This window comes from Lelliottia nimipressuralis, assembly GCF_004115925.1.
GTDB lineage: Bacteria > Pseudomonadota > Gammaproteobacteria > Enterobacterales > Enterobacteriaceae > Enterobacter > Enterobacter nimipressuralis.
The window spans coordinates 184,024-204,990 of sequence record NZ_SDDX01000020.1; the positions used below are offsets into that span (position 1 = coordinate 184,024).

The 20,967-nt window shown below is 56.5% G+C and carries 20 protein-coding genes; 10 read left to right on the forward strand and 10 right to left on the reverse strand.

The window, feature by feature from the left end:
• Positions 1 to 3: 3 nt before the first annotated feature.
• Positions 4 to 1,263: a murein hydrolase activator EnvC gene (gene envC, locus ETG88_RS16860; RefSeq protein ID WP_233446128.1), complete on the reverse strand. Its 1,260-nt coding sequence runs from the start codon at positions 1,261 to 1,263 to the stop codon at positions 4 to 6.
• A 33-nt stretch (positions 1,264 to 1,296) separates the two neighbouring features.
• Complete coding sequence (gpmM, locus tag ETG88_RS16865) at positions 1,297 to 2,841, reverse strand: 2,3-bisphosphoglycerate-independent phosphoglycerate mutase (RefSeq protein WP_129035870.1); 1,545 nt, start codon at positions 2,839 to 2,841, stop codon at positions 1,297 to 1,299.
• 248 nt (positions 2,842 to 3,089) lie between these two features.
• On the opposite strand from gpmM, the gene ETG88_RS16870 reads away from it, so the two are divergent.
• From ETG88_RS16870 to cysE, 5 genes are all read left to right on the forward strand, one after another.
• Entirely contained in the window at positions 3,090 to 3,521 is a 432-nt protein-coding gene (locus ETG88_RS16870) for a rhodanese-like domain-containing protein (RefSeq protein ID WP_095280187.1), read from the forward strand.
• A 13-nt stretch (positions 3,522 to 3,534) separates the two neighbouring features.
• Positions 3,535 to 3,783 (forward strand): glutaredoxin 3, encoded by a 249-nt coding sequence (gene grxC / locus ETG88_RS16875; RefSeq protein ID WP_100778179.1) that lies wholly within the window; start codon positions 3,535 to 3,537, stop codon positions 3,781 to 3,783.
• Positions 3,784 to 3,816: 33 nt separating this feature from the next.
• On the forward strand, positions 3,817 to 4,284 hold the full coding sequence (gene secB / locus ETG88_RS16880) for a protein-export chaperone SecB (protein ID WP_100778178.1): 468 nt from the start codon (positions 3,817 to 3,819) through the stop codon (positions 4,282 to 4,284).
• Complete coding sequence (gpsA, locus tag ETG88_RS16885) at positions 4,284 to 5,303, forward strand: NAD(P)H-dependent glycerol-3-phosphate dehydrogenase (protein WP_100778177.1); 1,020 nt, start codon at positions 4,284 to 4,286, stop codon at positions 5,301 to 5,303. The genes secB and gpsA overlap by 1 nt, the downstream gene beginning before the upstream one ends.
• 79 nt (positions 5,304 to 5,382) lie before the next feature.
• Positions 5,383 to 6,204: a serine O-acetyltransferase gene (gene cysE / locus ETG88_RS16890; protein ID WP_059180464.1), complete on the forward strand. Its 822-nt coding sequence runs from the start codon at positions 5,383 to 5,385 to the stop codon at positions 6,202 to 6,204.
• Between the two features lie 16 nt (positions 6,205 to 6,220).
• Here the strand turns inward: cysE and trmL are convergent, their stop codons facing one another.
• From trmL to ETG88_RS16930, 8 genes are all read right to left on the reverse strand, one after another.
• Positions 6,221 to 6,694 carry a tRNA (uridine(34)/cytosine(34)/5-carboxymethylaminomethyluridine(34)-2'-O)-methyltransferase TrmL gene (gene trmL, locus ETG88_RS16895; RefSeq protein WP_129035872.1) on the reverse strand — a complete coding sequence of 158 codons (474 nt, stop codon included), beginning with the start codon at positions 6,692 to 6,694 and terminating at the stop codon, positions 6,221 to 6,223.
• A 39-nt stretch (positions 6,695 to 6,733) separates the two neighbouring features.
• The gene (lldD, locus tag ETG88_RS16900) at positions 6,734 to 7,921 is read right to left on the reverse strand and encodes an FMN-dependent L-lactate dehydrogenase LldD (protein WP_100778175.1); all 1,188 of its coding nucleotides are present in this window, start codon (positions 7,919 to 7,921) and stop codon (positions 6,734 to 6,736) included.
• The gene (gene lldR, locus ETG88_RS16905; RefSeq protein ID WP_129035873.1) at positions 7,918 to 8,679 is read right to left on the reverse strand and encodes a transcriptional regulator LldR; all 762 of its coding nucleotides are present in this window, start codon (positions 8,677 to 8,679) and stop codon (positions 7,918 to 7,920) included. The genes lldD and lldR overlap by 4 nt, the downstream gene beginning before the upstream one ends.
• A complete protein-coding gene (gene lldP / locus ETG88_RS16910) occupies positions 8,676 to 10,331 on the reverse strand; it encodes an L-lactate permease (RefSeq protein WP_102105053.1) in 1,656 nt (551 codons plus the stop codon). Before lldP ends, lldR begins: the two co-directional genes overlap by 4 nt.
• Positions 10,332 to 10,600: 269 nt before the next feature.
• Positions 10,601 to 10,963, reverse strand: coding sequence for a YibL family ribosome-associated protein (locus tag ETG88_RS16915; protein WP_100778172.1), 363 nt, complete (start codon positions 10,961 to 10,963; stop codon positions 10,601 to 10,603).
• A gap of 57 nt (positions 10,964 to 11,020) precedes the next feature.
• Positions 11,021 to 11,611 (reverse strand): mannitol operon repressor MtlR, encoded by a 591-nt coding sequence (gene mtlR, locus ETG88_RS16920; RefSeq protein WP_102105052.1) that lies wholly within the window; start codon positions 11,609 to 11,611, stop codon positions 11,021 to 11,023.
• A complete protein-coding gene (gene mtlD, locus ETG88_RS16925; protein WP_446669706.1) occupies positions 11,608 to 12,756 on the reverse strand; it encodes a mannitol-1-phosphate 5-dehydrogenase in 1,149 nt (382 codons plus the stop codon). The genes mtlR and mtlD overlap by 4 nt, the downstream gene beginning before the upstream one ends.
• A 96-nt stretch (positions 12,757 to 12,852) precedes the next feature.
• Positions 12,853 to 14,763, reverse strand: a complete 1,911-nt coding sequence (locus ETG88_RS16930; RefSeq protein ID WP_102105050.1) for a PTS mannitol transporter subunit IICBA — start codon at positions 14,761 to 14,763, stop codon at positions 12,853 to 12,855.
• Between the two features lie 659 nt (positions 14,764 to 15,422).
• Here ETG88_RS16930 and ETG88_RS16935 point away from each other — a divergent pair.
• The 5 genes from ETG88_RS16935 (at position 15,423) to selB (ending at position 20,925) form a co-directional block, all read left to right on the forward strand.
• Entirely contained in the window at positions 15,423 to 15,779 is a 357-nt protein-coding gene (locus ETG88_RS16935; RefSeq protein WP_129035875.1) for a DUF3302 domain-containing protein, read from the forward strand.
• A gap of 2 nt (positions 15,780 to 15,781) precedes the next feature.
• The gene (locus ETG88_RS16940; protein ID WP_100778167.1) at positions 15,782 to 16,918 is read left to right on the forward strand and encodes an HlyD family secretion protein; all 1,137 of its coding nucleotides are present in this window, start codon (positions 15,782 to 15,784) and stop codon (positions 16,916 to 16,918) included.
• Between the two features lie 62 nt (positions 16,919 to 16,980).
• Positions 16,981 to 17,589 (forward strand): glutathione S-transferase, encoded by a 609-nt coding sequence (locus tag ETG88_RS16945; RefSeq protein ID WP_102105046.1) that lies wholly within the window; start codon positions 16,981 to 16,983, stop codon positions 17,587 to 17,589.
• Positions 17,590 to 17,692: 103 nt separating this feature from the next.
• Entirely contained in the window at positions 17,693 to 19,078 is a 1,386-nt protein-coding gene (gene selA, locus ETG88_RS16950; protein WP_129035877.1) for an L-seryl-tRNA(Sec) selenium transferase, read from the forward strand.
• Complete coding sequence (selB, locus tag ETG88_RS16955) at positions 19,075 to 20,925, forward strand: selenocysteine-specific translation elongation factor (protein WP_100778164.1); 1,851 nt, start codon at positions 19,075 to 19,077, stop codon at positions 20,923 to 20,925. Before selA ends, selB begins: the two co-directional genes overlap by 4 nt.
• Positions 20,926 to 20,967: the final 42 nt, after the last annotated feature.

The window sequence follows — 20,967 nt, forward strand, 5'->3', positions numbered from 1 at the left end:
AACTTATCTTCCCAACCACGGCTGTGGATTGACCGCCTGACCCTGGCGACGAATTTCGAAATAGAGTGACGGGCGGCCCTGACCGCCACTGCTGCCCACAAGGGCGATGGGTTGTCCTGCACGGACCTGAGTGCCGACGCTGACCAGCGCGCTTTGGTTGTAGCCGTAAAGACTCATGTCGCCTTTCCCGTGCTCAACCACCACCACCAGACCATAGCCTTGCAGCCAGTCGGCGAGGATCACGCGGCCATCGGCGATCGCTTTGACTTCGCTCCCTTCCGACGCGCCAATCACGATACCCTTCCAACGTAGCTCACCCTGCAGCTGTTCGCCATAGCGATGCAAAATAGAGCCGCGCACGGGCCAGTAGGCTTGTCCGCGTGGGGCGCCTAATCCGCCGGTACGTGAGATAAGCGAGCGCTCGCTTTCCGTTGGCTTGTAGGTCGAGCCTTTGCGGGAGGCTTCCTGTTGACGGTCTTTCACGGCTTGCGCTTCGCGGGCCTCTTTCTCGGCGCGTGCCCGGGCGGCGGCTTCTGCGCGAGCAATACTGTTGCGCAGTTTTGTTTCGTTGGCGCGCATTTCACCCAGCTGCGCCTGGCCTTCCTGAATGGAAGATTCCAGCCCGGAGAGGGTTTTCTTACGTTCGTTCCGCGCCTGCTCCAGCTTCGCCTGCTGCGCCTGCTGATCGTAAAGCAGGGTCTGCTGCTGACTTTGCTTCTCTTCCAGCTCGGCTTTCTGCGAGGTGACCTCTTCGCGCGTCTGTTTAAGCTGCGCGATGGTCTCCTGACGTGCCTGGTTCAGATAGCCGAAATAGGCCTGCAGGCGCTGCCCGCGCTGGCTCTCTTCCCCGCTGAGGATCAGCTGAATGCCGGTGTGCTCGCCCTGACGAAACGCAGCGTCGAGCTGTGCTGCAAGGTTACGTTCCTGAGTGGCTCGCTGGAGTTCCAGTTTGGCAATCGACGCATTCATCTCATCGATTTGCTTGTTCAGCACGGAAAGGGTGTTCTGTGTTTCGCGCAGTTTGCGCGCGGCGGCGGAGATCGCTTCCTCCTGCTGCTTTAACTGTGCAAGCAGTGAGGCGCGTTGCTGTTGCTGCTGGCGTACCGCGCGCTCTTTGGCGGCGATATCGGCCTGAATAGATTTGAGCTGATCGCGATCGTCAGCGTGGGCGGATGCGGCGCACAGCAATACGCCAGCGCTGAGTGCGCTGGCGTAAAGCAGAGGCCTGACTGATAACCGTAACGGCTTCACGACCCATGTGATTGAAAAAATCGCCTTTCCCCTCATGGGGAGGGATTATTCCACGATGAACAGCGGCTTGCCAGTCATCTCTTGCGGGATTTCCATACCCATCAGCGTCAACATGGTTGGTGCGATGTCAGAAAGCTTGCCGCCTTCCACTGCTTTCAGAGATTTCTCACCCACGTAAATCAGCGGAACAGGCAGGTTGGTGTGTGCTGTGTGCGCCTGTCCGGTAGACGGATCGCGCATCTGTTCTGCGTTACCGTGGTCAGCTGTAATCAGCAGTTGGCCACCGACGGATTCGACCGCTTTGGTCACTTCGTCAACGCAGTGGTCCAGCGCTTCAACCGCTTTCACCGCGGCTTCCATCACGCCCGTATGCCCGACCATATCGCCGTTCGGGTAGTTACAGATGATGGTGTCGTATTTACCGCTTTTAATTGCCGCAACCAGTTTCTCGGTCAGTTCAGCAGAGCTCATTTCTGGCTGTAGATCGTAAGTCGCCACTTTCGGAGAGTTGATCAGAATGCGGTCTTCGCCTTTGAACGGCTCTTCAACACCGCCGTTGAAGAAGAAGGTCACGTGCGCATATTTTTCGGTTTCAGAAATACGTAGCTGCGTTTTGTCGTTCTTCGCCATCCACTCGCCGAAGGTGTTTGCCAGCGATGCCGGTGGATACGCGCAAGGGACTTTGATGTCTGCGGCGTACTCGGTCAGCATGATGAAGTCGAGGTTCACGACTTTTTTACGGGCAAAACCGTCGAAATCCGCGTTCACGAAAGCGCGGGTGATTTCGCGCGCACGGTCAGCGCGGAAGTTCATGAAGATCAGCGCATCGCCGTCTTCCATTGCGGCATCGGCCTGGCCTTCAGCACGGATCACGGTCGCTTTCACGAATTCGTCGTTTTCATCGCGCGCGTAAGCGGCTTCCAGACCGGCAACAGCGGTATCAAACTGGAATTCGCCTGCTGCCTGGGTCATCAGGTCGTAGGCTTTCTCAACGCGGTCCCAGCGGTTGTCGCGGTCCATGGCGAAGTAACGGCCAATGATAGACGCCACGCGGCCTTTGCCCAGTTCAGAAAATTTCTCTTCAAAGGTTTGCAGGGAGGATTTCGCGCTGCGCGGTGGGGTGTCGCGGCCGTCGAGGAAAGCGTGCAGATAGATTTTTTCTGCGCCGCGTTCGGCAGCCATCTCAACCATCGCCAGGATGTGATCTTCGTGGCTGTGAACACCACCTGCAGAGAGCAGGCCCATGATGTGGACGGCTTTGCCCGCATTGACCGCTTTATCAACGGCGGTGGTCAACACCGGGTTGGTGAAGAAAGTACGTTCTTTAATTTCAACGTCCAGGCGGGTCAGGTCCTGATAGACGATACGACCGGCGCCCAGGTTGACGTGTCCCACTTCGGAGTTGCCCATCTGACGGTCTGGCAGGCCAACTTCCAGGCCAGAAGCGTCAATCAGGGTATGCGGACGTTTTGCCCACAGCGCATCCATGACCGGGGTTTTAGCGTTGAAAATGGCGTTATCCTGGCTGTCCTCACGATAGCCATAACCATCCAGAATCACCAGTACCATAGGTTTTTTAGAAACCGACATTGCGACAACCTCATGCTCAAGAGACAAAAAATTTGCGTAATTTTACTACAGCTGAATCGATAAAATAGCCGCAGAAGATCAAAGAAAGGGAGGGGACAGGCGGCGGGTGTGCTCATTTTGACGCTTTTTTTTCGTGGCATGCCGCAGAAAATGGATTAGCTTATTCTCGCTGGCTGTATTTGCCACAACGCACAGGTATACTCCTGTCCTGGTTTTTTTAATCACTACGTCGGGAGTTGTTACCCCCCATGCAAGAAATTATGCAATTTGTTAGCCGCCACCCAGTACTCAGTATCGCGTGGATTGGTTTACTGGCCGCTGTGCTGTTCACCACGTTTAAAGGCCTTACGTCTAAAGTTAAGGTTATTACCCGTGGCGAAGCAACGCGCCTCATCAACAAAGAAGACGCGGTCGTTGTGGATCTGCGCCAGCGTGATGATTTCCGTAAAGGGCACATTGCAGGGTCTATTAACCTGCTGCCAACAGAAATCAAAGCCAACAATCTTGGCGAGCTGGAAAAGCATAAAGACAAACCGATTATCGTGGTTGACGGTACCGGCATGCAGGCTCAGGACCCGGCGAGCGCACTCACCAAAGCTGGCTTCGATAAAGTCTTTGTACTGAAAGACGGCGTCTCTGGCTGGAGCGGTGAGAATCTGCCTTTAGTTCGCGGTAAATAAGAGGAACGACGTGATGGCCAATATTGAAATCTACACCAAAGCGACCTGCCCGTTTTGCCATCGTGCAAAAGCGCTGCTAAACAGCAAAGGGGTAACTTTCCAGGAACTGCCCATTGATGGCGATGCGGCAAAACGTGAAGAGATGATCAAACGTAGTGGCCGCACGACGGTTCCGCAGATTTTTATTGATGCGCAGCACATTGGCGGCTGTGATGACTTGTATGCGCTGGATGCACGCGGCGGGCTCGATCCCCTGCTGTGATAGCGTTTTAGGACAATTAAAAAGGGTATTTCCATGTCAGAACAAAACAACAACGAAATGAGTTTCCAGATCCAGCGCATCTACACCAAAGATGTCTCTTTCGAAGCTCCAAATGCGCCACACGTTTTCCAGAAAGATTGGCAGCCAGAGGTTAAACTTGATCTTGATACTGCTTCTACCCAACTGGCAGAAGACGTGTATGAAGTTGTGCTGCGCGTGACCGTTACCGCTGCGCTGGGCGAAGAAACTGCATTCCTGTGCGAAGTACAGCAGGGCGGTATCTTCTCCGTTGGCGGTATCGAAGGTAATCAGCTGGCGCATTGCCTGGGTGCATACTGCCCGAACATCCTGTTCCCGTATGCTCGCGAATGCATCACCAGCCTGGTATCCCGCGGTACATTCCCGCAACTGAACCTTGCGCCAGTAAACTTTGATGCGCTGTTCATGAACTATCTGCAGCAGCAAGCTGGCGAAGGTACTGACCAACATCAGGATGCCTGATGAGTACAGTTAATGCGTCAATGACTGTGATCGGTGCCGGCTCTTACGGCACCGCTCTTGCCATCACTCTGGCAAGAAATGGTCACGAAGTGGTTCTCTGGGGCCACGATCCCAAACATATCGCGACGTTGCAACACGACCGCTGCAACGTGGCGTTTCTTCCTGACGTGCCTTTCCCTGATTCGCTGCATCTCGAAAGCGATCTTGCCACCGCGCTTGCCGCCAGCCGCAATATTCTCGTGGTTGTGCCGAGCCATGTCTTTGGCCAGGTGCTGCACCAGATCAAGGCGCTGATGCGCCCGGATGCGCGCATTGTGTGGGCGACGAAAGGGCTGGAAGCGGAAACCGGACGTCTCTTGCAGGATGTCGCCCGCGAAATTCTGGGTGATGACATTCCGCTCGCGGTGATCTCCGGGCCGACGTTTGCCAAAGAGCTGGCCGCAGGCCTGCCAACGGCCATCTCTCTGGCATCGACCGATCAGACCTTCTCCGACGATCTCCAGCATTTGCTGCACTGCGGTAAGAGCTTCCGCGTCTACAGCAATCCCGATTTTATCGGTGTGCAGCTGGGCGGCGCGGTGAAAAACGTCATCGCGATTGGTGCCGGGATGTCCGACGGTATCGGCTTTGGCGCCAACGCGCGTACAGCGCTGATCACCCGTGGACTGACTGAAATGTCTCGTCTCGGGACCGCGCTGGGCGCCGATCCTGCCACCTTTATGGGGATGGCCGGTTTAGGCGATCTGGTGCTGACCTGCACTGATAACCAGTCTCGCAACCGCCGTTTCGGCATGATGCTTGGACAGGGTATGGACGTGATCGGCGCGCAGGAGAAGATTGGTCAGGTGGTTGAAGGCTATCGCAATACCAAAGAAGTTCGGGAATTGGCGCACCGTTTTGGTGTCGAAATGCCAATAACCGAGGAAATTTATCAGGTATTGTATTGCGGAAAAAATGCGCGCGAGGCAGCATTAACGCTGTTAGGTCGCTCACGCAAGGACGAGCGCAGTAGTAATTAATCGCAGGGAACCTTAGTCACCTGAATGACCCGGCTGGCGCAGAACTGGCCGGTCATTATGATACCGCCTGGAGTATGCAATGCCGTGTGAAGAACTGGATATCGTCTGGAACAATATTAAAGCCGAAGCCCGGGCTTTGGCCGACTGCGAGCCAATGCTGGCCAGTTTCTACCACGCGACGCTACTCAAGCATGAAAACCTCGGCAGCGCCCTGAGCTATATGCTCGCCAACAAACTGGCGTCCTCCATTATGCCCGCGATCGCTATTCGCGAAGTGGTGGAAGAGGCGTATGCCGCTGACCCTGAAATGATCGCCTCCGCCGCCTGTGATATTCAGGCCGTGCGCACGCGTGACCCTGCCGTCGATAAATATTCAACGCCGCTGCTGTATCTGAAAGGCTTCCACGCCCTGCAGGCCTACCGTATTGGCCACTGGCTGTGGAATGAGGGCCGCCGCGCGCTGGCGATCTTCTTGCAGAACCAGGTTTCCGTCACTTTCCAGGTCGATATCCACCCGGCGGCGAAAATTGGTCGTGGAATCATGCTCGACCACGCCACGGGGATTGTCGTCGGGGAAACGGCGGTGATCGAGGATGACGTGTCGATTCTGCAGTCCGTCACCCTCGGGGGTACCGGTAAAACCAGCGGCGATCGCCATCCGAAGATCCGTGAAGGGGTGATGATTGGCGCGGGCGCGAAAATTCTCGGCAATATCGAAGTGGGGCGCGGCGCGAAAATCGGCGCCGGTTCCGTGGTGCTGCAACCTGTTCCACCGCATACCACCGCCGCTGGAGTGCCAGCGCGTATCGTTGGCAAGCCAGAGAGCGATAAACCCGCGATGGATATGGATCAGCACTTCAACGGTATCCACCATACCTTTGAGTATGGCGACGGGATTTAAACGCTACCCGACAACATCAGCTTCGTAATATCGCGCCAGCATATCCCAGCTGGCGCCAGGCTTCGTACACTACTACCGACACCGCGTTCGACAGGTTCATGCTCCGGCTGTCCGGCATCATCGGAATACGGATTTTTTGCTCAGCAGGCAGGGCGTCAAGAATAGTGGCAGGCAACCCGCGCGTCTCCGGACCAAACATCAGATAATCGCCTTCCTGATAGCTCACCGCACTGTGTGCAGGCGTGCCTTTCGTCGTCAGGGCAAACATACGTTGCGGCTTTTGCGCTTCCATAAACGCGGCGTAATCGTGATGGCGGACCACGGCGGTAAATTCGTGATAATCCAGCCCGGCACGGCGCAGGCGTTTGTCATCCCACGCAAACCCCATTGGCTCGATAATATGCAAACGAAAACCGGTGTTGGCGCACAGGCGGATGATATTCCCGGTATTCGGCGGAATTTCTGGTTCGAATAAAACGATGTTAAGCATGCTGCCCCCTTAAAATGCGGGGGCAGGATACCACTTTCCCTACGCCGCGTCCCCTCGCGCCAATGGTGCCAGCGCCGCCGGTAATTTACTCAGCTCCTGCACCAGCGAATCCTTGCTGATCTCACCGATGGTTTTAGCCCCGGTCAGCGTCATCGCCACTTTCATCTCTTTTTCGATAAGGTTCAGCAGATTCGCCACGCCCGCCTGGCCATGCGTCGCCAGCGCATACAGATACGCCCGGCCCAGCAGCACGCTGTCAGCGCCGAGGGCAATCATGCGCACCACGTCCAGCCCGTTGCGGATGCCGCTGTCGGCCAGAATCGCAATATCGCCTTTCACCGCGTCGGCGATGGCCGGCAGCGCGCGCGCGGAGGAGAGCACGCCATCAAGCTGACGCCCGCCGTGGTTCGACACCACAATGCCATCTGCGCCAAAACGCACCGCATCGCGTGCATCTTCCGGATCGAGAATGCCTTTGATGACCATCGGGCCGTCCCAGAACTCGCGGATCCATTCCAGATCTTTCCACGAGATCGACGGATCAAAGTTATTCGCCAGCCAGCCGATGTAATCCTCCAGCCCGGTCGGTTTGCCGAGATACGCCGAAATATTACCCAGATCGTGTGGACGACCGTTGACGCCCACATCCCACGCCCACTGCGGATGCGTGACCGCCTGCCAGTAGCGACGCATGGCCGCGTTCGCGCCGCTCATACCCGAGTGGGCATCGCGATAGCGGGCGCCCGGTGTCGGCATATCGACGGTAAACACCAGCGTTGAACAGCCCGCCGCTTTGGCACGCTCAAGGGCGTTACGCATAAAGCCACGATCGCGCAGGACGTACAGCTGGAACCACATCGGGCGCTTAATGGTCGGTGCCACCTCTTCAATCGGACACACGGAGACTGTCGAGAGCGTAAACGGGATACCTTTGGCATCAGCCGCCGCCGCCGCTTGCACCTCACCGCGACGAGCGTACATGCCGCACAGGCCAACGGGTGCCAGAGCCACAGGCATCGACAGCGTCTCGTTGAACAGCTTCGTTTCCAGACTCAGATCGGACATGTTCTTCAGCACACGCTGGCGCAGCGCCACTTCGGACAGGTCCTCCACGTTGCGGCGCAGGGTGTATTCGGAATACGCCCCGCCGTCGATGTAGTGGAACAGGAATGGGGGCAGGATGCGCTGCGCCGCTGCGCGATAGTCACTGGCTGCGGAAATAATCATGCTTTGTTCTCCCTGGAAATATCATGATCGCCGGGCAGGCGGGTAATGCGCGCCTGCCCGGCCTGATCTTCATCGAATCGTTTGATGGTGGTATGGACGAAACCGAGATGGGCCATCATCGCTTTACGCGCGGCGTCGGCGTCGCCCTTTAGAATGGCGTCGAGTACGGCCTGATGCTGCTCCGTGAGCTGGGCAAAGACCGGCGGAACGAGATACATGCGCTGGCGGCTCTGCTTAACGGAGGATTGCAGCAGATCGAAAAAGCCGCGCATGGTTTGCAGCAGCACCACGTTGTGTGAGGCCTCGGCAATGGCGAGATGAAAACGCACGTCCGCCTGCGAGGCGATATCTGGGTTATCGCTCTGCGTCGCCTCAAAGCAGGCTTTGAGCTTCTCTTTATCGGCGTCCGTCGCGCGCCAGGCGGTGCTGGCTTCAATGGCATGGCGGGCTTCGAGGATATCGAAACTGTAATCCGGATCGTTCTCCATCAGCGTTTTAAGAGGCTGAACGATATTTTGCTCGGACCAGTCGTCGTGCTGCCAGCGGACAAAGGTCCCGCCGCCGCGACGGCTGAGCAGCACGCCCTCGCTGACCAGCGTCGCCAGCGCTTCGCGCAGTGAATTACGCGACACGCCAAGCAGCGCCGCCAGCTGGCGTTCCGCGGGCAATTTCATGCCCGCTTCCAGCTGTTGTTCTTCAATCAGCGCCCGCACGCGAGAGGCAATCTCGTCGGACAGGCGTCTGGGCATCACTATCATGGAATCATCCAGGTTAAGACGTAGGCCTGAAGCGTGGTAATCACGCCCACCATACAGGTGAATATCAGGCTGTGTTTGACGGTAAATCGGAACAGGTCCGACTCTTTACCCACCAGTCCCACCGCTGCACAGGCAATGGCGATGGACTGCGGGGAGATCATTTTGCCGGTCACGCCGCCGGTGGTGTTCGCCGCGACGAGCAGCACGTCCGAAACACCAATCTGCTGCGCGGCGGTCGCCTGAAGCGCGGCAAAGAGGGCGTTGGATGACGTATCGGAACCGGTCAGGAACACGCCCAGCCAGCCGAGGAACGGCGAGAAGAAGGTGAAGGCGTGCCCCGTATGGGCCAGGGCTAACGCCAGCGTCGATGACAAACCGGAGTAGTTCGAGATAAACGCGAACGCCAGCACCATACCGATAGAGTAAATCGGCAGCGCCAGCTCTTTCAGCGTGCTGGCAAAGGTCTGAATAGCCGCCGCCGGTTTCATCCGCAACCACACCACTGAAAGAATCGCCGCAAACAGGATCGCCGTGCCGGTTGCAGAGAACCAGTCGAACTTATAGACCGCAGCATACGGCGTCGCTTCGTGAACGACCGGCGGCATGCGGGCAACCATTTTGTCGAGGAACGGCACGGAGATGTTAATCACCATGTCGTACAGCGCGCCGCCAGGGGCGAACAGCGCTTTGAACGGCGGCACGCTCCAGAGGGTGACCGTCGCGGTCAGGAACAGGAACGGCGACCAGGCACGCACAATCTGGCCGACGCTGTAATGGGTGCGTGCCAGAGTCTGATCGACCTGCGCCGCGCCCATATCGCCAAAGCGGAAGATGCGCACCGGCTGCCAGCGCTTCAGGAACAGGGTGAGACAGACCAGCGATACCAGCGACGAGATGATGTCCGGCAGTTCCGGGCCGATAAAGTTCGAGCTGAGATACTGGGCGATAGCAAACGAACCACCTGCAACCACCACCGCAGGCCAGGTCTCTTTCACGCCGCGCCAGCCGTCCATAATCGCCATGATCCAGAACAGCACGATAATGGTCAGGAACGGCAGCTGACGCCCCACCATCTGGCCGATTTCGAAGCTGTCTAAACCGGTGACCTGCCCGGCGACCAGAATAGGAATCCCCATCGCGCCGAAGGCTACCGGAGCGGTGTTAACGATCAGGCATAGGCCCGCAGCATACAGCGGGTTAAAGCCGAGACCCACCAGCAGCGCAGCGGTGATCGCCACCGGTGCACCAAAGCCCGCCGCCCCTTCGAGGAACGCGCCGAAGCAGAAACCGACAATCAGCATTTGCAGGCGCTGATCCGGGGTAATGGAGAGAATCGACGAGCGAATGATGTCGAATTGCCCGGTCTTCACCGAGATTTTATAAACAAACACCGCCGCGATGATGATCCAGGCGATTGGCCACAATCCGTAGAAGAAACCATACACCACCGACGCCAGCGCGTGATCGACCGGCATTTTGTAGAAGAACAGCGCCACCACCAGCGCAATCGCGACGGTGTAGGTTGCGGCGAGATAGCCCTTCAGCTTGAGCTTAATCAGCGCGAAGAAGAAGAACAGAATCGGTAGCGATGCGATCAGGCTCGACAGCCAGATGTTACCGGCCGGATCGTAGTTTTGTTGCCAGAGGCTCATTGCAGGTCTCCTGAGGACCACACATTCTGCTTCGCGGTGAGTCTGCGCTCATCTCGGCGTCACAGTCTGTGTAAAAGTGGTCCTGCCAATAGTGTGATGTAGGGGTAATGACAACAAATGGTTAATCAAATGTTATGGATGGGCAATGATTTTGTGAGCAGAAATAATGGAAGTGTGAACCAGGGAAGTATTGGTCAGGGGATTGGTTGGGCCAATTTTAAGGGGAGGGGGGGCAGGCCGGGTAAGCATGGCGCCACCCGGCAGCTAAATCAGAACGCCGTCTTCGAAAAGCCGGTCATCTCTTTCAGGCCCATTTCACGGCCCAGTTCGGTCATCGGGTGCACAACCACCAGGCCGCGCACGCTTTTTTTCAGCTTGCCCATGTCGGCCTGTTCTTTTTTGGTGATCGCACGGCGATGCGGCATGTCCATCAGCTTCTGCGCTTCTTTGCTCAGCTTGTGGCCTTTTACGGCACGCAGACGGTCGATTTCCGCTTCCAGCGTCGCTTTCTCTTTTTCCAGCTCAGCGTATTTCTCAGCGGACTCAACCAGCGACATATCAGCCTGCTGGTGGCGGATCAGATCCAGGCGATCGCTCAGGCGTTTAATTTCGTTCTTTTCGACTTCTTTCATCACATATAGCTCTAAAAACGGGGGAATTAAGGGAAGGATACACCAATGTGCGCAGGGTTACTTCTGAAACGCTTTTTTTAAGCTGATTCGTGAAATCAGCTCAGTCAGGGAAAGGACCATCGTAGAACGCACAACCTGTTGATAACGAAGCTTTTGCATCGCATACAGTTCAGGATCGCTGTTATCGAAATGCGGGGCCGGCGGCAGGGCGGTGACGCAGTGTAATTCACCAAACGGCCCGAGAATTTCATCGTCGGTAAAAGCGTACTCATTACCGTCGTGATTTAGCTCTTCGCGCAGGGCCATCAGCAGTTCCGCGTCTTCATACTCGGGCCTGCTGAGGACGCCGAGGCCATAAATGAGCTTCAGGCGCACCGACAGATCGCCCAGCGGTCCGTCGCCGTCCAGTAACGGTTCTACAGCATATTTTACCGCGTAGTCGTCTTTGCGGAACACCTGAAGTACCAGAATATTCACCGCCTCGGTGAGTAACTCGACGGCGGCAATCAGGAAACTTCGTACGGTTTTGCCAGCATTCAGACGCTCAAGCACACGGTTTTCAAAGGCCTGGGTTTGTTCCATTATTGCCTGCATATCTGACAATCTGTCGTTCGGGCGCAGGAGAACCTGCGCCTGATCCTGAATCATTTGGTTGCGTTATATGCGTTAACCGCCTCCACAACCACGCTACTATTGGCCTCAAGCCCTGAAATCTCGGCAAGTGCCGCCTGCGGGCCTTTGGTATCGATCAATTGAGCCAGCTCCTGCGCCTGTGGGTCCTGCTCGCTGCGATAGTGCATGGCCCCCGCAATCCCTTTTACCAGGTTGGCGTGCGGCAGGTCGTACTCCAGCGTGCCCAGCAGCGGTTTGATCAGGCGATCGCCGGCGCTCAGTTTACGCAGCGGCTGACGACCGACGCGCTCAACGTCATCTTTCAGATACGGGTTTTCAAAACGACCGAGGATTTTCTGAATGTATGCCGCATGCTTCTCGGCATCAAAACCGTAGCGTTTGATCAGGACCGCGCCGCTCTCTTCCATCGCACCTTTTACCACCGCACGGATTTTCTCATCGAGAATCGCATCACGAATGGTCTGATGACCGGCCAATTTTCCGAGGTACGCGGTTATAGCATGCCCGGTGTTCAGCGTGAAGAGTTTGCGTTCGACAAATGCCATCAGGTTATCGGTTAATTCCATACCCGGGATCGTCGGCAGCGGGCCTTTGAACTGGGTTTTATCAACAATCCACTCGCTGAAGGTTTCAACGGTCACTTCCAGCGGATCGTGAGTGGCGGATTCAGACGGCGGGACGATACGGTCCACGGCGGAATCGACAAAGCCAACGTGTTCTTCGACCCAGGCTTTATCTTCATCGGCGACGGCGGCCAGAACGTGGCCTTTCAGCTGCGTGGTACCGCGCACCATGTTTTCACAGGCGATGATATTCAGTGGCGTGGTGATGCCCTGTGCTTTACGTTTTGCCAGACCTTTCGCGACGGCAGGGGCGATACGCTCAAGCACAACCGGACCGACGGCGGTGGTCACCAGATCAACGCTGGCGATCAGGTCAATAACGTCGTCGCCAATGCTGCTGACGGCATTCACACCCGAGACGGTTTCAACCAGCTCGTTTTCGCCCACGACGTGAACCTGGTAGCTATGACGGGCATTCAGGGCGTCGAGCACCACTTGATTCACATCGGCGAATGTCAGCGTAATGCCCGCGTCTGCCAGCAGTTTGCCGATAAAGCCACGACCGATATTACCTGCGCCAAAATGTAATGCTTTCATAGTATTAACCTTCATCAATGTTTTTACCCGAGAGGGCTGGGGTGAGGCATTTCCCTCCACCTACCTCTCCCGAAAGGGAGAGGGGATAGGACGCTGTTACTTGTTCAGCAGCGCCAGCACTTCTTCAACGCTGGTGGTCTGCGCCAGGCGCTCGATGACGGATTCATCATCCAGAGCGTTGGTCAGGCTGGTAATCACCTGGATGTGCTCGTTGTTGCGAGCGGCGATACCAATCACCAGACGGGCGATGTCGTCTTCTTCTTCACCGAATCGCACGCCTGCCGGGTACTGACAGAACACCACGCCGGTTTTCAGAACGCGATCTTTCGCTTCAACCGTACCGTGTGGCACTGCGATGGATTCACCCAGATACGTTGGCGTCAGTTTCTCACGCGCCAGCATCGCATCAACATATTCTGGCTCGACGTAACCGCCTTTCACCAGCTGCTCACCTGCAAAGCGGATCGCTTCTTCTTTGTGGCTCGCGGTGCGGCCGAGGAAGATGTTTTCAGCGCCCAGACGGAACAGGTGGCTGTCGTTTGGATCAAAGCTGTCTTTCAGGCTATCACGGACTTTCACTTCGTTGTCGGTGTGACGCTGTGCCGCCACCAGACGCTCGGTCAGGCTAGAGTACAGGCCGCTGTCGAGGAAGTTCGTGAGTGAAATGTGTTGTGCCTGTGGAACCTGACGCATCGCACGCTCTGTCAGATCGCGGTGCGTGATGACCAGGTCGACATCCGGTGGCAGGCTGTTGATTGCGCTGTTGGTTACGGAGATGTTGGTCAGGCCCGCATCCTGGACTTTTTTACGCAGCACGCCTGCACCCATTGCGCTTGAACCCATACCGGCATCACAGGCTACGATGATTTTACGCACGTGGCTCAGATCGTTAGAGACGTCGCCCGCAGTCAGCGGCGTTGCAGCGCCTTTAGATTCGGCTTTCATATCCTGCATACGACGGGTCGCAGCGTCGATATCGTCTTCTTCTTTCACTTTGCTGGTTTTCAGCAGGATAGCGGAAACCACGAAGGAGACTGCCATTGCCGCGCAGATAGCCGCGATGTTAGCGAAGTAGGCACCTTTTGGCGTCATCGCCAGAACCGCCAGGATAGAACCCGGAGACGCAGGAGAAACCAGACCACCGCCCAGCACGCTCAGAGTGAACACGCCAGTCATACCGCCAAGGATAACGGCCAGGATCAGACGTGGGTTCATCAGCACGTATGGGAAGTAAATTTCGTGGATACCGCCCAGGAAGTGGATGATAGCCGCGCCGCCAGCAGACTGTTTAGCGCTACCGCGACCGAAGAACATGTACGCCAGCAGAACACCCATACCCGGACCTGGGTTAGCTTCAATCAGGAAGAAGATGGATTTGCCCAGTTCATGGGACTGCTGAATACCCAGCGGTGAGAAGATACCGTGGTTGATCGCGTTGTTCAGGAACAGGATTTTCGCTGGTTCTACAAAGATAGAGGCCAGCGGCAGCATGTCGTGAACAACCATGAAGTTAACGCCCGCAGCCAGCACTTTCGACAGCACTTCAACCGCAGGACCGATACCCAGGAATGCCAGAATCGCCAGGATCATACCGATGATGCCAGCGGAGAAGTTGTTCACCAGCATTTCGAAGCCGGATTTGATCTTGCCATCAACCCAGACGTCAAATTTCTTAATTGCCCAGCCGCCTAAAGGACCTGCAATCATCGCACCGAGGAACATTGGCATATCCGCACCGACGATAACGCCCATGGTGGTGATAGCACCGACCACACCGCCGCGATCGCCGCCAACCAGACGACCACCGGTATAACCGATGAGCAGTGGCAGCAGATAGGTAATCATTGGGCCAACGAGTTTCGCCAGCGTTTCGTTCGGCAACCACCCTGTCGGAATAAATAACGCAGTGATGATACCCCACGCGATAAACGCGCCGATATTTGGCATCACCATGTTGCTCAGGAAACGACCAAAGCTTTGCACTTTGATCTTGATATCGGATGACATAAAACACCCCTTCTTCTGTTTACGCTTAGGCTTGCGGCCCGAGGTTTATCGTTAATGTGCGGCGGCAGAGGTAGCCGAGCCCTGTTCTGATGCTGTGAAATCTGGCACTGAATCGTTCAACTGTCCAGACAGCGAAATTTTGTGTGATCTCAATCACGTAAATGTAGGGGGTGGGGCTAAAATTGAAGTGATCTTCGTCACAAATGTGGTGTGTAAAAAAAATACACAGGGGAAAAATCCGCCAGGATTGACGCTTTTATGTGATTGATATCACAGTTTGTGTTGGCGGGTTTGTTGGATGTTTGTGATCATCTTCACAATAAATTTGAAGGCAGAATTCTCCAGGTGTGATCGCCGCCCACTTCTGTTTTGTCAATTCAGCCAGGCTGTAATCCAGTCACTGATTTTCCTCAACATGGTTTCATCCCTTAGTGTTATGGAGAAAAAGCGTAATGAGGATTAATCTGCTAATGTAAGATTAAGTAGATTATTAGTCAGGATATATTTTGTCACGCTATTAAACTTGCGCGGAGATATTTTAATAATAATACTCCACGGCTCTAATTTATATGTGCAAAGAAATTGCACAGTAAGAAATTAATTTGGTTGCTTACCATTTAATATTTTTAAAGAGTTGAAGCTATTTTAGTGAGGCAAATATGTTCCTTAACTATTTCGCGCTGGGCGTATTGATTTTCGTTTTTCTGGTCATTTTTTATGGGATCATTGCGATTCATGATATCCCCTATTTGATGGCGAAAAAGCGTAATCATCCCCATGCCGATGCGATCCATACAGCGGGCTGGGTCAGCCTGTTTACGCTGCATATCATCTGGCCATTCCTGTGGATTTGGGCCACGCTGTACCAGCCCGAGCGCGGATGGGGGATGCAAAATCACATTGCGCAGTCCCCGCAGCAACCCGATATTGATGCCCTCACCAGACGCGTTGCCGAGCTGGAACACCGGCTTGGCGCGGAGCCAACGCCCGCAGAAAAAAATACGCCGGAGAGCTAATCATGGATCTGCTAATTATTCTGACCTATGTCGCGTTTGCCTGGGCGATCTTTAAAATCTTCCGTATTCCGGTTAACCAATGGACGCTCGCTACCGCCGCATTAGGTGGGGTATTTATCGTCGCCGGTTTGATCTTATTAATGAACTATAACCACCCTTATACATTTACGGCGCAAAAAGCGGTGATTTCTATTCCGATCACGCCACAAGTGACCGGGGTGGTGAGTGAAGTGACGGATAAAAATAACCAGCTAATTAAAAAAGGCGACGTGTTATTTAAAATCGATCCGGTTCGCTATCAGGCCCGAGTCGACAGACTGCAGGCTGATCTGGTCACCGCCACCTACAATATTGACGTGCTGAAAGGCCAGCTGTCGGAAGCGCAGGCTAATACCACACGCGTCTCCGCAGAGCGCGACCGCCTGTATAAGGATTACCAGCGCTATCTGAAAGGCAGCCGGGCGAAGGTAAACCCGTTTTCTGAAAGCGATATCGACAACGCACAGCAAAACTATCTGGCGCAGGATGCGATGGTGAAAGCCTCGGTGGCCGATCAGGCACAAATCAAAAGCCAGTTAGACAGCATGGTCAACGGCGAGCAGTCGCAGATTGCCAGCCTGCGGGCACAGCTGACCGAGGCGAAGTACAACCTCGAACAAACGGTGGTGCGTGCGCCGAGCGATGGTTATGTCACTCAGGTGCTGATTCGCCCCGGCACCTATGCCGCAGCACTCCCGCTGCGCCCGGTGATGGTCTTTATTCCTGACCAAAAACGCCAGATTGTCGCTCAGTTCCGCCAGAACTCTCTGCTGCGCCTGAAACCGGGCGATGACGCGGAAGTGGTCTTTAACGCGCTACCGGGGCAAGTATTCCACGGCAAACTGAGCAGCATTCTGCCGGTCGTACCGGGCGGTTCCTACCAGGCGCAAGGTTCGCTGCAATCCCTGACGGTGGTACCTGGCACAGACGGCGTGCTTGCCACTATCGATCTGGACCCTAGCGCGGACGTCGATGCCCTCCCTGACGGGATTTATGCCCAGGTGGCGGTCTATTCCGACCACTTCGCGCACGTCTCCGTCATGAGGAAAGTGCTGCTGCGCATGACCAGCTGGATGCATTACCTCTATCTCGACCATTAACGTTCTGCTTTTTTTGTTGCCTGATCCATACTTACACTTTTGTTGGCGTAAAGGATCAGGCAATGAAACTCATCGGCAGCTACACCAGCCCTTTCGTACGTAAGATTTCGATTCTCCTGCTGGAAAAAGGCATCACGTTCGAGTTTGTGAACGAACAGCCTTATCACGCGGAAACCGGGGTGGCACAGTACAATCCGCTCGGGAAAGTACCGGCGCTGGTAACCGATGATGGCGAAACCTGGTTTGATTCTCCGATTATTGCCGAGTACATCGAGCTGCTCGGGATTGCCCCGGCGATGGTGCCCCGAGAGCCGAAAGCGGCGCTGGCGATTAAACAGATCGAAGCGCTGGCCGACGGCATCATGGATGCGGCGCTGGTGTCGGTGCGTGAACAGGCGCGACCTGCCGCGCAGCAATCCGAAGCGGAGCTGGTGCGTCAGCGGGAAAAAATCAGCCGCAGTCTTGATATGTGCGAACAGTTGCTTCAGGACGGGAAACTCAAAACCGACGCGCTGAATTTGGCGACCATCGCCATCGCCTGCGCGATTGGCTATCTCAATTTCCGCCGCGTTTCTCCCGGCTGGTGCGTGGATCGCCCGCTGCTGGTCAAACTGGCCGAAACGCTCTTTAGCCGCGAAAGCTTTGCCCGCACCGAACCACCAAAGGCTTGACGCGGGTTATAACACTTCACCTCTGTACGCTGTACAATCCCTCTGCACGTTGACTCCCTCTCCCGTCGGGAGGGGGGTAGAACTCCAACCGCCAGGCATGTTAATGACTACTCATCGTTCCCTCTACAGCCAGATCCCTGCGACCGATCGCCTGCTGCGCGATCCCCGATTCACCCCTCTTCTTGAACGGTCCGGGCACACCCACATGGTGGCGCTCCTGAATGTAATGCAGGACGAAGCCCGTCTGCACATTCAGACGCAAAATACGCTGCCGCAGTGGTGCGAGGACTGGGCGGACGAGGTGGAGAAACGGCTGACAGCGCATACGCAAAGCGCATTGCGTCCGGTGATCAACCTGACGGGAACGGTGCTGCACACCAATTTAGGCCGCGCGCTACAGGCGGAAGAGGCGATAACGGCGGTGATGCAGGCAATGCGATCCCCGGTGACGCTGGAGTACGATCTGGACGGTGCCGGGCGCGGACACCGCGACCGCGCGCTGGCTGATCTTCTGTGCCAAATAACGGGCGCGGAAGATGCCTGCATTGTGAACAATAACGCGGCGGCGGTTCTGCTGATGCTGGCGGCCACCGCGAGCGGTAAAGAGGTGGTGGTGTCGCGTGGCGAGCTGGTGGAGATCGGCGGGGCGTTCCGCATTCCTGACGTGATGCGTCAGGCGGGCTGCGAGCTGCATGAAGTCGGGACCACCAACCGCACGCATGCGAAAGATTATCGCGCGGCGGTTAACGAAAACACCGCGCTGCTGATGAAAGTCCACACCAGCAACTATCACATTGAAGGCTTTACCAAAACGGTGGAAGAGGCGGAGCTGGCGGAGATTGGCCGCGAACTGAACGTGCCGGTCATTGCCGATCTGGGCAGCGGTTCGCTGGTGGATTTGAGTCTCTACGGTCTGCCGAAAGAGCCGATGCCACAGGAGATGATCGCCGCAGGCGTTAGCCTGGTGAGCTTCTCCGGCGACAAACTGCTCGGTGGCCCACAGGCCGGGATTGTGGTCGGTAAACGTGAACTGATTGCGAAGCTCCAGCAGCACCCGCTGAAACGCGCCCTGCGCGCTGATAAAATGACTCTCGCTGCGCTGGACGCTACGCTGCGGCTCTATCTCCATCCGGAGAAACTGGCCGAACGCCTGCCAACGCTGCGTCTGCTGTCGCGCGATGCGGCCTCGATTCGCGCTCAGGCGGAACTGCTGCTGCCGCAAGTTGCCGCACACTTCCCCGATTTCGACGTGCGCGTGGAACCCTGTCAGTCGCAGATCGGTAGCGGATCGCTGCCCGTTGACCGCCTGCCCAGCGCCGCGCTGACTCTGACGCCGCGCGACGGGCGCGGAAGCCAGCTCGACGCCTTGTCTGCGCGCTGGCGTGCGCTGCCTACGCCGATTATCGGGCGCATTTACGATGGTCGCCTGTGGCTGGATCTGCGCTGCCTTGAAGATGAAGAACGGTTTCTGGAGATGTTGTTGAAATGATTATTGCCACTGCCGGTCACGTTGACCACGGAAAAACGACGCTGTTACATGCCATTACCGGCGTGAATGCCGATCGTCTGCCGGAAGAGAAAAAGCGCGGCATGACCATCGATCTTGGCTACGCTTACTGGCCGCTGCCAGACGGTCGGGTACTCGGCTTTATCGATGTGCCAGGTCATGAAAAGTTTCTTGCCAATATGCTGGCCGGGGTCGGCGGTATCGATCACGCTCTGCTGGTGGTGGCCTGCGACGACGGCGTGATGGCGCAAACGCGTGAGCATCTGGCGATTTTACAGCTGACGGGCCAGCCGCAGCTGACGGTGGCGCTCACCAAAGCGGATCGCGTCGACGAGAGCCGCATTGACGAAGTGCGCGAAGAGATTCGCGCCACTCTGCTGGAGTACGGTTTCACCGATGCGCCGGTTTTTGTCACAGTAGCGACAGAAGGGCGCGGAATCGACGAACTACGCGACCATTTACAGCATCTTTCCTCCCGCGAACCGGCCAGCGATCACAGCTTCCGTCTGGCAATAGATCGCGCGTTCACCGTGAAAGGGGCCGGACTGGTGGTGACCGGGACGGCACTCAGCGGTGAAGTGAAGGTGGGCGATAGTCTGTGGCTGACGGGCGTGAATAAACCGATGCGCGTGCGCGGGCTGCACGCACAGAACCAGCCCACGGAACAGGCCCATGCCGGGCAGCGTATCGCCCTGAATATCGCCGGTGATGCGGAAAAAGAGCAGCTCAATCGCGGTGACTGGCTGCTGGCCGACGCGCCGCCGGAGCCTTCCACGCGGGTGATTGTCTCTCTGCACACCCACGCGCCGCTCACCCAGTGGCAGCCGCTGCATATCCACCACGCCGCCAGCCACGTGACCGGCCGTGTCTCTTTACTGGAAAACGATTTGGCTGAGCTGGTGCTGGATACCCCTTTGTGGCTGGCGGATAACGACCGGCTGGTGCTGCGCGATATCTCTGCGCGCGTCACCCTGGCGGGCGCCCGCGTGGTGACGCTCAATCCGCCGCGTCGCGGTAAACGTAAGCCTGAATATCTGCAGTGGCTGGCGGCGCTGGCACAGGCAGAAGACGACCAGGCTGCGCTGGCGGTGCATCTCGAGCGCGGTGCGGTGAATCTCGCCGATTTCGCTTGGGGGCGTCAGCTGAGCGGTGACGGTTTGCGGCAGCTCACGCAGCAGCCGGGCTTTATTCAGGCCGGATACAGCCTGCTTAACGCACCGGTTGCCGCCCACTGGCAGCGCAAGGTGCTCTCTACGCTTGCGACCTACCACGAACAGCATCAGGACGAGCCAGGCCCAGGCCGCGAACGCCTGCGCCGTATGGCGCTGCCGATGGAAGACGACGCGCTGGTGCTGCTGCTGATAGAAAAGATGCGCGAAAGCGGCATGATCCACAGCCATCACGGCTGGTTACATCTGCCGGATCACAAAGCCGGATTTACCCCGGAACAGGACGCCATCTGGCAAAAAGCCGCGCCGCTGTTTGGCGATGAACCCTGGTGGGTGCGCGATTTGGCCCGCGAAACTGCAACGGATGAAGTGGTGATGCGTCAGGTATTGCGCCACGCCGCGCAGCAGGGGCTGATTACCGCGATCGTTAAAGATCGCTATTACCGTAACGATCGCATCGTCACCTTTGCCAGTTTGATCCGCGATCTGCATCAGGAAAAGGGATCGACCTGCGCTGCCGACTTCCGCGATCGCCTGAACGTGGGCCGCAAACTGGCGATACAAATTCTGGAGTATTTCAATCGTATTGGCTTCACGCGCCGCCGGGGTAATGACCACCTGTTACGTGATTCGCTGCTGTTCCCGCAGATCGAAAAATAACCGCGCAAATAATCCGTGATACCTGTCGTAAAGCTGTAAGCG

Bases quoted from the DNA above. Each gene is read 5' to 3' on its own strand.
- mtlD (WP_446669706.1), bottom strand. From the start codon at position 12,756: ATGAAAGCATTACATTTTGGCGCAGGTAATATCGGTCGTGGCTTTATC.
- ETG88_RS16940 (WP_100778167.1), top strand. From the start codon at position 15,782: ATGGATCTGCTAATTATTCTGACCTATGTCGCGTTTGCCTGGGCGATC.
- ETG88_RS16915 (WP_100778172.1), bottom strand. From the start codon at position 10,963: ATGAAAGAAGTCGAAAAGAACGAAATTAAACGCCTGAGCGATCGCCTG.
- cysE (WP_059180464.1), top strand. From the start codon at position 5,383: ATGCCGTGTGAAGAACTGGATATCGTCTGGAACAATATTAAAGCCGAA.
- mtlR (WP_102105052.1), bottom strand. From the start codon at position 11,611: ATGATTCAGGATCAGGCGCAGGTTCTCCTGCGCCCGAACGACAGATTG.
- lldP (WP_102105053.1), bottom strand. From the start codon at position 10,331: ATGAGCCTCTGGCAACAAAACTACGATCCGGCCGGTAACATCTGGCTG.
- gpsA (WP_100778177.1), top strand. From the start codon at position 4,284: ATGAGTACAGTTAATGCGTCAATGACTGTGATCGGTGCCGGCTCTTAC.
- ETG88_RS16930 (WP_102105050.1), bottom strand. From the start codon at position 14,763: ATGTCATCCGATATCAAGATCAAAGTGCAAAGCTTTGGTCGTTTCCTG.
- lldD (WP_100778175.1), bottom strand. From the start codon at position 7,921: ATGATTATTTCCGCAGCCAGTGACTATCGCGCAGCGGCGCAGCGCATC.
- ETG88_RS16945 (WP_102105046.1), top strand. From the start codon at position 16,981: ATGAAACTCATCGGCAGCTACACCAGCCCTTTCGTACGTAAGATTTCG.
- trmL (WP_129035872.1), bottom strand. From the start codon at position 6,694: ATGCTTAACATCGTTTTATTCGAACCAGAAATTCCGCCGAATACCGGG.
- selA (WP_129035877.1), top strand. From the start codon at position 17,693: ATGACTACTCATCGTTCCCTCTACAGCCAGATCCCTGCGACCGATCGC.
- ETG88_RS16870 (WP_095280187.1), top strand. From the start codon at position 3,090: ATGCAAGAAATTATGCAATTTGTTAGCCGCCACCCAGTACTCAGTATC.
- selB (WP_100778164.1), top strand. From the start codon at position 19,075: ATGATTATTGCCACTGCCGGTCACGTTGACCACGGAAAAACGACGCTG.
- grxC (WP_100778179.1), top strand. From the start codon at position 3,535: ATGGCCAATATTGAAATCTACACCAAAGCGACCTGCCCGTTTTGCCAT.
- ETG88_RS16935 (WP_129035875.1), top strand. From the start codon at position 15,423: ATGTTCCTTAACTATTTCGCGCTGGGCGTATTGATTTTCGTTTTTCTG.
- lldR (WP_129035873.1), bottom strand. From the start codon at position 8,679: ATGATAGTGATGCCCAGACGCCTGTCCGACGAGATTGCCTCTCGCGTG.
- gpmM (WP_129035870.1), bottom strand. From the start codon at position 2,841: ATGTCGGTTTCTAAAAAACCTATGGTACTGGTGATTCTGGATGGTTAT.
- secB (WP_100778178.1), top strand. From the start codon at position 3,817: ATGTCAGAACAAAACAACAACGAAATGAGTTTCCAGATCCAGCGCATC.